The sequence below is a fragment of the Gordonibacter sp. An230 genome, from assembly GCF_002159915.1.
Taxonomy (GTDB): domain Bacteria; phylum Actinomycetota; class Coriobacteriia; order Coriobacteriales; family Eggerthellaceae; genus Rubneribacter.
This window is the reverse complement of record NZ_NFJP01000038.1, coordinates 18548-27425: the sequence shown is the minus strand read 5'-3', so window position 1 is coordinate 27425 and position 8878 is coordinate 18548. Positions and strand designations below refer to the sequence as shown.

6 protein-coding genes are annotated in these 8878 nt (G+C 63.7%); all 6 read left to right on the top strand.

Going from position 1 to position 8878, the window contains the following annotated elements; genetic code table 11:
- Positions 1 to 1988: 1988 nt before the first annotated feature.
- The 6 genes from B5F40_RS14575 to B5F40_RS14545 all read left to right on the top strand — a co-directional run bounded on the left by B5F40_RS14575 (position 1989) and on the right by B5F40_RS14545 (position 8743).
- A complete protein-coding gene (locus tag B5F40_RS14575; protein WP_087194996.1) occupies positions 1989 to 4526 on the top strand; it encodes a ribonucleoside-diphosphate reductase subunit alpha in 2538 nt (845 codons plus the stop codon).
- A 214-nt stretch (positions 4527 to 4740) separates the two neighbouring features.
- A complete protein-coding gene (locus B5F40_RS14570) occupies positions 4741 to 5784 on the top strand; it encodes a ribonucleotide-diphosphate reductase subunit beta (protein ID WP_087194995.1) in 1044 nt (347 codons plus the stop codon).
- Between the two features lie 78 nt (positions 5785 to 5862).
- On the top strand, positions 5863 to 6183 hold the full coding sequence (locus B5F40_RS14565; RefSeq protein ID WP_087194994.1) for a nucleotidyltransferase family protein: 321 nt from the start codon (positions 5863 to 5865) through the stop codon (positions 6181 to 6183).
- Entirely contained in the window at positions 6170 to 6517 is a 348-nt protein-coding gene (locus B5F40_RS14560) for a HepT-like ribonuclease domain-containing protein (RefSeq protein WP_087194993.1), read from the top strand. The genes B5F40_RS14565 and B5F40_RS14560 overlap by 14 nt, the downstream gene beginning before the upstream one ends.
- On the top strand, positions 6514 to 7665 hold the full coding sequence (locus B5F40_RS14555; protein ID WP_239443083.1) for a DUF3810 domain-containing protein: 1152 nt from the start codon (positions 6514 to 6516) through the stop codon (positions 7663 to 7665). Before B5F40_RS14560 ends, B5F40_RS14555 begins: the two co-directional genes overlap by 4 nt.
- A 538-nt stretch (positions 7666 to 8203) precedes the next feature.
- Positions 8204 to 8743, top strand: a complete 540-nt coding sequence (locus B5F40_RS14545; protein WP_087194991.1) for a methylated-DNA--[protein]-cysteine S-methyltransferase — start codon at positions 8204 to 8206, stop codon at positions 8741 to 8743.
- Positions 8744 to 8878 lie beyond the last annotated feature (135 nt).

The window sequence follows — 8878 nt, the reverse complement described above, 5'->3', positions numbered from 1 at the left end:
GTGTGGGAGGGTGGGAGGTGCGGGGACTGACGGGCATCGTGGGATGGTCAATCGAGAAACAGGCAGACATTCTCATCCGGGGCGCGGGTCGGCTTCTCCATCCGTCAGCGCGCTCCCATCTTTGGCGGCGCGGTTCGCCGTGGCGACCGGGAAACGCTCGAGCCCTTCTTCCTCTTTCGGTTGAGCTTCGGGCACCGAGACGCGTGGGACATCGGGAGTGCGGTGCGTGTGGAGAGGGGTCGGGCATCGGACGACGGAGTGCGCGCGGACGACTGCTCCGAGGATGCGAGGCGTGCGGGATGATCGGGGAGCGCGCGGTGCCGGCTTCTCGCGGACATGCGGGGCGTTGCTGCGGGATGCAGCGCGGTATCTGCGGTTCGTCGGAGGTCGTTGGCCGGGTGCTTCGCGAGACGTCCGTGCCAATTCCCCCTTTGAGATCGCGCGATCCTGCCATCGTGGCGAGAAATCACCGAAATCGGAAGGCTCGCCCAACCGCCGCAGAATCCCCTGTGGAGCGACCTGGCCTTTCGCGAAGAGAAACCTCTTCGGATACCGCAGCGAGGGGGTCGAACCTTCCGATTTCGGTGATTTTTTGCCATCGCGGGTTCCATGTCTCTGTTGAACTGTCGTCGGCAGAAGCCGGGTCGGCTCGTCGTGCAAGGCTTCGCCTGTTGGGCGAGAGGGTCTTCCGAAGCGCCGGTGGACCTCGCTCGGCGGGCCGACCCGGCTTCTGCCGATTCCGGCTTGACGCAGAGTTCGGCCCGAAACGGCAGAGATCGCCCCTTGGGCATAGGTTCTCCTCCGAAAAAGCGCCCCGAGGGGTCGGCGACGATCTCGGCGGGAATCCCGACCTGGGGAAACGCTTCCGTTGGGGCGGGAAGGCGCTCGGTGCCCTATGCACAAGACGCGATCTGCGCCATTTCGACGCGATGTCCGTGTCGAGCCGGGATCGATGCGAGCCCACATTCGCCTGATATCGAGCCGAGCTTCCTTAGACCGGACCCCTCGGAAGCCCCCTTCGTCCAACGGGCGGGGCCTTCCGAGGGGTTGGCGGGGCCTTGCTCGGCGGGTCGATCCGGCCCATGCCAATCTTCGTTTACCATAGGGCAATGAAAGCTCTAGCACAAAATGACGGTTAAGAACGATTTTTCGATCAGATCGAATTTCGCGACCTGGTGTTTCTCCGAAAACGCTCCTCTAGGAAGCAGGAAAATCGTTCTTAACCGTCATTTTGTGCTAAGGGGATCGCCTTCCACTGTTAAACCAAGATTGATGCAGGCCAGATCGGTCCCGCCGCGCGCGGATCGCCCAGACGCCTCGGAAGCCCCCTATCCACCAGACGGGGGCCTTGCGGGGCGCCCGACCGGAGGGGTCTGGCTCAGAACTGGAAGAACATGGGTTCGTGTCAATCCTGGTTTAACATGGACGATCACCTTCCGCTGTTAACCAGGATTGACATGGGCCAGGTCGGCTCGTCGTGCAGGGCTTCGCCATCGCTTCGGAGGTTCCAGCCGACAAGCAGGAAGCCCCCCCTGGAGCACCTGATCGGAGGTTTCGAGGGGCGATTCGGCGAACGCGGGTTCGTGTCGATTTTGGTTCACAGCGGAAATCACCTCTCTGCCAAACTGCCGTTGGCAGAGGCTGGGTTAGATCGCTGTGTGCGGATTGCTCGGACGTTTCGGAAGGCCCGCCTGACGGATCGGGGTCTTCCGAGACGTCTGACCAGAAGGGTCCGGCTCGGAATCCGGCGAGCATGAGTTCGCGCCGATCCCAGCTTAACGTAAAGGGCTCCATTGCGCATCACATAGGAAGGTGAAACACCTGCTTCTCTTCGGCGCGGTGCGCTCCGGGTTTCGTTTGGCGCGGTTCGTCGATGTGGTGTTCGTCATGCTCCGTTCCCCAATATGTTGTAATTTCGCTACCATATTGTGTTACGATGACCATCCGCAAAGCGCACCGCGGCCAAAGGACGAAGGACGAAGACCAACATGCAGATTTCCAAACGCAACGGGACGACGGAGCCGTACGTCGCCGACAAGATCAAACGCGCCATGGGCGCCGCATTCTCCAGCGTGGGCACGCACCTGGCCGACAACGAAGCCGATCGCCTGATCGCCGGCATCGAGCGCGCGATGTCCGAAGCGGCGGCGCAAAACGGCGGCGCCGTCGCGGTCGAGGACGTGCAGGACCTCGTCGAGCGTGCGCTCATGGAGGCGAACCACTACCAGGAGCTCAAAAGCTACATCCTGTACCGCGAGGACCGCGCCCGCAAGCGCGCCGCCCGCGAGCGCCTGTGCGCGCAGCTGCCCGGCATCGCCGCGCTGCCGGGCGTGCTGGCCGCCGTGCAGAAGGAGTTCGCCGGCGAGGAGTACGAGCTTGCGCACCTACACCACAAGTTCCAGTCGTTCGCGAAGCCCGACGCCACCGACGACCAGAAGCTGGCCATGCTCATCAAGGCGGCCGTCGAACTGACCACCCAGGAGGCGCCGCGCTGGGAGATCATCGCCGCGCGCCTGCTCATGGTGCAGTTCGACCGCGCCCTTGACGAGCGCATGACCGCCCGCCATATCGAGACGTTCGCGCAGAAGGTGGCCTTCCTCACCGAAGAGGGCCTCTACGGCGACTACATCTTGCAGCACTACACGCCCGCCGAGCTGAGCGAGGCCGCCTCCTTCCTCGACCCCGCCCGCAACAACCTGTTCACCTATGCGGGTCTGCAGCTGCTGCTCGACCGCTACGTCATCCGCACGCACCAGGGCGCGCCGCTCGAGTCGCCGCAGGAGATGTTCCTCGGCATCGCGCTGCACCTCGCCATGGAGGAGGACCCGGCCGAGCGCCTGGGGTGGGTGCGCCGCTTCTACGACATGCTGAGCCTGCTCAAAGTGACCATGGCCACGCCCACGCTGTCGAACGCGCGCAAGCCGTTCCATCAGCTGTCGTCGTGCTTCATCGACACGGTGCCCGACAGCCTGGACGGCATCTACCGCAGCATCGACAACTTCGCGAAGGTGAGCAAGTACGGCGGCGGCATGGGCCTGTACTTCGGCAAGGTGCGCGCGTCGGGCAGCGCCATCCGCGGGTTCGACGGGGCGGCCGGCGGCGTCATCCGCTGGATTCGCCTTGCGAACGACACGGCCGTGGCGGTCGATCAGTTGGGCATGCGGCAGGGCGCCGTGGCGGTGTACCTGGACGCGTGGCATCGCGACCTGCCCGAATTCCTCGCGCTGCGCACGAACAACGGCGATGACCGCATGAAAGCGCACGACGTGTTCCCCGCCGTCTGCTACCCCGATTACTTCTGGCAGCAGGCGCGCGACAACATCGAGGGCGACTGGTATCTCATGTGCCCGCACGAGATCGCCACGGTGAAGGGCTACGCGCTCGAGGACTGTTTCGGCGAGGAATGGACGCGGAAGTACCTCGAATGCGTGGCCGATACGCGCATCAAGAAGCGCGTCATCCCCATCAAGGACGTCATTCGCCTCATCATCAAGAGCGCGGTGGAAACGGGCACGCCGTTCACGTTCAACCGCGACACGGTGAACCGGGCGAACCCGAACAAGCACCAGGGCGTCATCTACTGCAGCAACCTATGCACCGAGATCGCGCAGAACATGGGCGCCATCGAGCAGGTGGAGCAGCGCATCGAGGACGTCGACGGCGAGCAGGTTGTGGTCACCGTGACGAAGCCGGGCGCGTTCGTGGTGTGCAACCTGGCCAGCCTGTCGCTCGGCCACATCGACGTGGACGACCCGCAGGAGCTGGCGCACGTCACCGAAAGCGCGGTGCGCGCGCTCGACAACGTCATCGACCTCAACTTCTTCCCCGTGCCGTACGCTCAGATCAACAACCGGCAGTACCGGCCCATCGGCCTGGGCGTGAGCGGGTACCACCACATGCTGGCGAAGCGCGGCATCAAGTGGGAGAGCGACGAGCACCTCGCGTTTGCCGAGCGCGTGTTCGGCGACGTGCATTATGCGGCGGTGCGCGCGTCATGCGCCATCGCGCGGGAGAAGGGCGCCTACGCGTTCTTCGAGGGCAGCGGCTGGCAGACGGGCGAGTATTTCCGCGACCGCGGCCTGGTGGAAGGCCGCTGGGAAGAGCTCGCGCGCGACGTGGCCACCCGCGGCCTGCGCAACGGCTACCTGCTGGCCGTCGCCCCCACCAGCTCCACGAGCATCATCGCCGGCACCACGGCGGGGCTCGACCCCGTCATGAGCCGGTACTTCCTCGAGGAGAAGAAGAACGGCCTCATGCCGCGCGTGGCGCCCGAGCTGTCGATGGACACGTTCTGGTACTACAAGAACGCCCACCTCATCGACCAATCGTGGTCGGTGCGCGCCTGCGGCGTGCGGCAGCGCCACATCGACCAGGCGCAGAGCATGAACCTGTACATCACGAACGAGTACACGTTTCGCCGCGTGCTCGACCTGTACCTGCTGGCCTGGGAAGAAGGCGTGAAAACCATCTACTACGTCCGCTCGAAGAGCTTGGAAGTGGAGGAATGTGAAGCTTGCGCTTCGTGATGGTTCCGTCGGCCTGCCGGCCGCCGGAACCTGCCGACGCTGCGGGGCGCCCTGGCGCCCGATCTCGCGGCGAGGCCGAGGGCTCGCGTACCGAAGTACGCCATGCCCCGCCCTCCCCACGATCTCGGGACCATGACGCCCTTCGCTGACTTGCTACGCCAACCTGCGCGTTTCAATATGCGCCCTGCGGGTGCATGGAAGGAGAGAGCTCGCCATGTCTGAACTGAAGAAGAAGCCCCTGTTCAACCCGCTGGGGGATACCGATGTGCTCGACCGGCGGATGATCGGGGGCAACACGACGAACCTCAACGACTTCAACAATATGAAGTACGAGTGGGTGAGCGACTGGTATCGCCAGGCCATGAACAACTTCTGGATACCCGAGGAGATCAACCTCGGCGTGGACATCAAGGACTACCGCAAGTTGCCCGCGCCCGAGCGGCGCGCCTACGACAAGATCCTGTCGTTTTTGATTTTCCTCGACAGCTTGCAGACGGCGAACCTGCCCAACGTGGGCGAGTACATCACCGCCAACGAGGTGAACTTGTGCCTTGCCGTCCAAACGTTCCAGGAGGCGGTGCACAGCCAGAGCTACAGCTACATGCTCGACACCATCTGCGAACCGCAGGAGCGCAACGACGTGCTGTACCAGTGGAAAGAGGACGAGCATCTGCTGGCGCGCAACGAGTTCATCGGGAACCTCTACAACGAGTTCCAAGACGACAAGAGCCCCGAGGCGCTCGCGCGCGTGCTCGTGGCGAACTACATCCTGGAGGGCGTGTACTTCTACAGCGGCTTCATGTTCTTCTACAACCTGGGGCGCAACAACCTCATGCCCGGGTCGGTGCAGGAGATCCGCTACATCAACCGCGACGAGAACACCCACCTGTGGCTGTTCCGCAGCATCCTCCTAGAGCTCAAGGAGGAGGAGCCGCAGCTGTTCACGCCCGAACTGGTGGAGGGGTACCGCGCGATGATCAAGGAAGGCTGCGAGCAGGAGATTCGCTGGGGCCACTACGCCATCGGCGACGAGGTGGCCGGCCTCAACAAGCAGATGGTCACCGACTACATCCAATATCTGGGGAACTTGCGCTGCACCCAGCTGGGCTTCGAGCCTCTGTACGAAGGCCATGATCGCGAGCCGGAAAGCATGTCCTGGGTGAGCCAGTTCTCGAACGCGAACATGATCAAGACCGACTTCTTCGAGGCGCGCTCGACCGCCTACGCGAAGTCGAGCGCGTTGGTGGACGATCTGTAGGAGGCGCGCGGGGCAGAACCGGTATGCGTATGCAGTATACTGTGCACCAGGTGCCGATCGGAAAAGCGAGGTGAAGCTATGCCGCCGTATGCGCTGGACGAGTTGCGAGACAGGGTTGCGGAAGCGGCCCGAACCTACAACGAGCAGGTTGAAGAGCCGAACAAGATTCGGAAGGTCTCGCTGTTCGGAAGCTATGCGAAAGGGACGGCGAATTCGGCCTCCGACATCGATCTCCTCGTGTCGTTCACCTCGGCGGTCGTGAGCCTTTTCACCCTTGCAAAGGTTCTTTCCTCGATGGAACAGCATCTCGAGGCATCGGTCGATGTCGTGCAAGATCCCGTTCCCGATGACTCCCTTCTCGTGATCGAGGAGGTGATCCCGCTGTATGAAAGAGGCTGATCGGCGTATATTGAAGAAGATCGCGACCGAGATCCGCTACCTCGGGCGTCTGCTCGATGGAGTGGATCAGCGGGCATTTCTCGCCGACGAAACCATGGAGCGCGCAGCTGCCATGACCTCTATCAACATCGGCGAGCTGGCGAAGCGGCTCAGCGACGAGTTCTATAGCGAGAATCCGGGCAGCGAGCTCAAGTACGCGGCGAAAACGCGCGACGTGTATGCGCACGGCTACTTCACCTTGTCGTTCGAGGCAGTGTACAAAACCGCCGTCGAGGATTACCCCCGTGTTGGCAGGTGGATCGAGGAAGCGCTGGAGGGCGCGGATCCGGAATGAGCGACGACATCGGCGATCGTCCGAAACGCGGCATGCGGAGATTCTTGCTCAAGCGGATGCTGCTCATCCCGCTCGGGGCCGTCGCGCTCGGGGCGACGATGGCGGCGCGGGCGAACCCCGACGCGGCCGAATGGTACGCGAGCGCGGTGTACCCGGCGCTGTCGAGCGTCGTGGGCTTTTTGCCCTCGCTCGCAAGCTTCTCGGTTGCCGAATGGGTTGCGGCGGCGTTCCTGCTGTTCTGCCTCGCCTACCTTGCGTGCTCGATTCGCGCGGTCATCGTGCGCACGGGCGAGCGCGGCATGGCGGCATATCGCGGCGCGATGGGGGCGCTGGCCATCGTCTGCGTTGCGTTCTTCCTGTTCACGGCTTTGTGCGGGCTGAACTACCACCGCTACACCTTTGCCGAGCATGCCGGTTACGATGTGGAGGGGGCAGACGCCGATTCGGCGCAGCGCCAAGAGGAACTCGTGTCGCTTACCGCGGCGCTTGCCGACGAGCTGGGGCAAGCCCGGGCGCTGCTGGGCGACGACGCGGACCTGTTCGAGGTCGAGCCGGGCCAGTTCGAGCGCTACGCGCAGGAGTCGGTCGAAGCCATGCGGAAGCTGGCCGAGCAGTACCCGGTGCTTGAGCGTCCGCTGTACTCGCCGCCGAAGCCGGTGCTCGCATCCAAGTTGATGTCGTACGCGAACATCGGCGGCGCGTTCTTCCCCTTCACGATGGAGTCGAACGTCAACGTGGACAACCCGTCGTTCGCGATCCCCTGGGCCATGGCGCACGAGCTGGCGCACCAGTACGGCTTCATGCGCGAGGACGAGGCGAACTTCATAGCCTACCTGGCGTGCAAGGAGTCGGACGATGCGCTCATGCGTTACAGCGGGCTCATGCTTGCGTACGACAACGCCCTGAGCGCGCTCAGGAAGGTCGACTTGGAATCGGCGAATGCGATCGCCTCGGGGTTGTCAGCGGCGGTGCAGCGCGACCTCGCTCAGCGCGCGGAGCACTGGGCGAAGTACGAGGGTCCGGTCCAAGACGTCTCCAACGCCGCCAACGACGCCTACTTGAAGGCGAACGACCAAACCGACGGCATGCGCAGCTATGGTCGCATGGTGGATCTCCTGTTGGCCGAGCAGCGGGCGGAGGAGGAGTGAGGGCGGCTGTGTGCGCGTTGTCGGCTTGGGCGGCGTTCGATCCTCTTTCTCGCGCAGCGCCTTCCTCGCGCGCACGTCCGAATCGCGGTCACGCCGAATCGATGTCCGAAAACCGCTCGCTTGAGCGCGGGGTTCGCGCTGGACTGAGGCGAGCGACGATGCACCCTGCGCAAGAGGGTCGACGGCAAGGAGGAGGCTTCGTGACGCAGGCGCAGAAACGCGCAGTGCGTCAGGATCTCAGCCATCCTGGATCGCGCAAGCGTACGCTGCATGCGGCGTGCAGGTCGAGGGGCGCGTTTCGACGACCGGGCGTTCGTCGGCGCGTTCCTTGCCGGCATCTGTTGCCGCATCGCCTGTCGAGCGTGCGCCGATGCGAGAATCGCATGCTCTGTGAGGCGACGGCCGAGATAGGCAACGCGCTTTCCAGCAACGATGCGCAGGAGCGCATGGCGCTCGTGGAGCATTGGCGCCCATGGCACACTCTGCGACCCCTGCGCGCGTGGAGCCGTCTTGCAGACGAGGCGAAAGGAGCTGCTTCATGATGTACTGCACTGAATACGATACGGGGCTGATCGGCGTGTTGACGCTGGCGAGCGATGGCGAGGCGCTGGTTGGGTGCTGGTTCGAAAACGATCGCTTTTTTGGCTATGGCATCCATGAAGCCATGGAGCGGGAGGATGACTTGCCGATTTTCGGCCAAGCGCGCTGCTGGCTCGACCGCTATTTCGCCGGAGAGCGTCCCCTGCCGACAGAGCTTGCGCTGTCCGCGCGTGGCAGCGTCTTCCAGCGCCGCGTGTGGGATATCCTGACGGAGATACCCTACGGGCAGACGGTGACGTATGGACAGATCGCGAAGCGGATGGCCACCGAATCGGGCGGGCGCATGTCGGCTCAGGCGGTGGGCGGCGCGGTGGGGCGCAATCCGCTGTGCGTCATCGTGCCCTGCCATCGTGTGATGGGCGCAAGCGGCAATCTCACCGGCTTCGGCGGCGGCATCGCCACGAAGAAGAAGCTGCTCGAACTCGAAGGTGTCGACATGAGCGGGTTCTACACGCCGAAGGTGGGCACGGCGTTGTGAGGCGTGCGGTTGCGCGCTTGCGATCTCTGCTTGGAGGGGGCGGGCGGAGGGGACGGGCGGACTCTTCCGCGCATGGCGTGGGCGTGCTCTTCTCGTCGCTGCGTTGACTAAAATATATCAATTTAGTAGGATTTA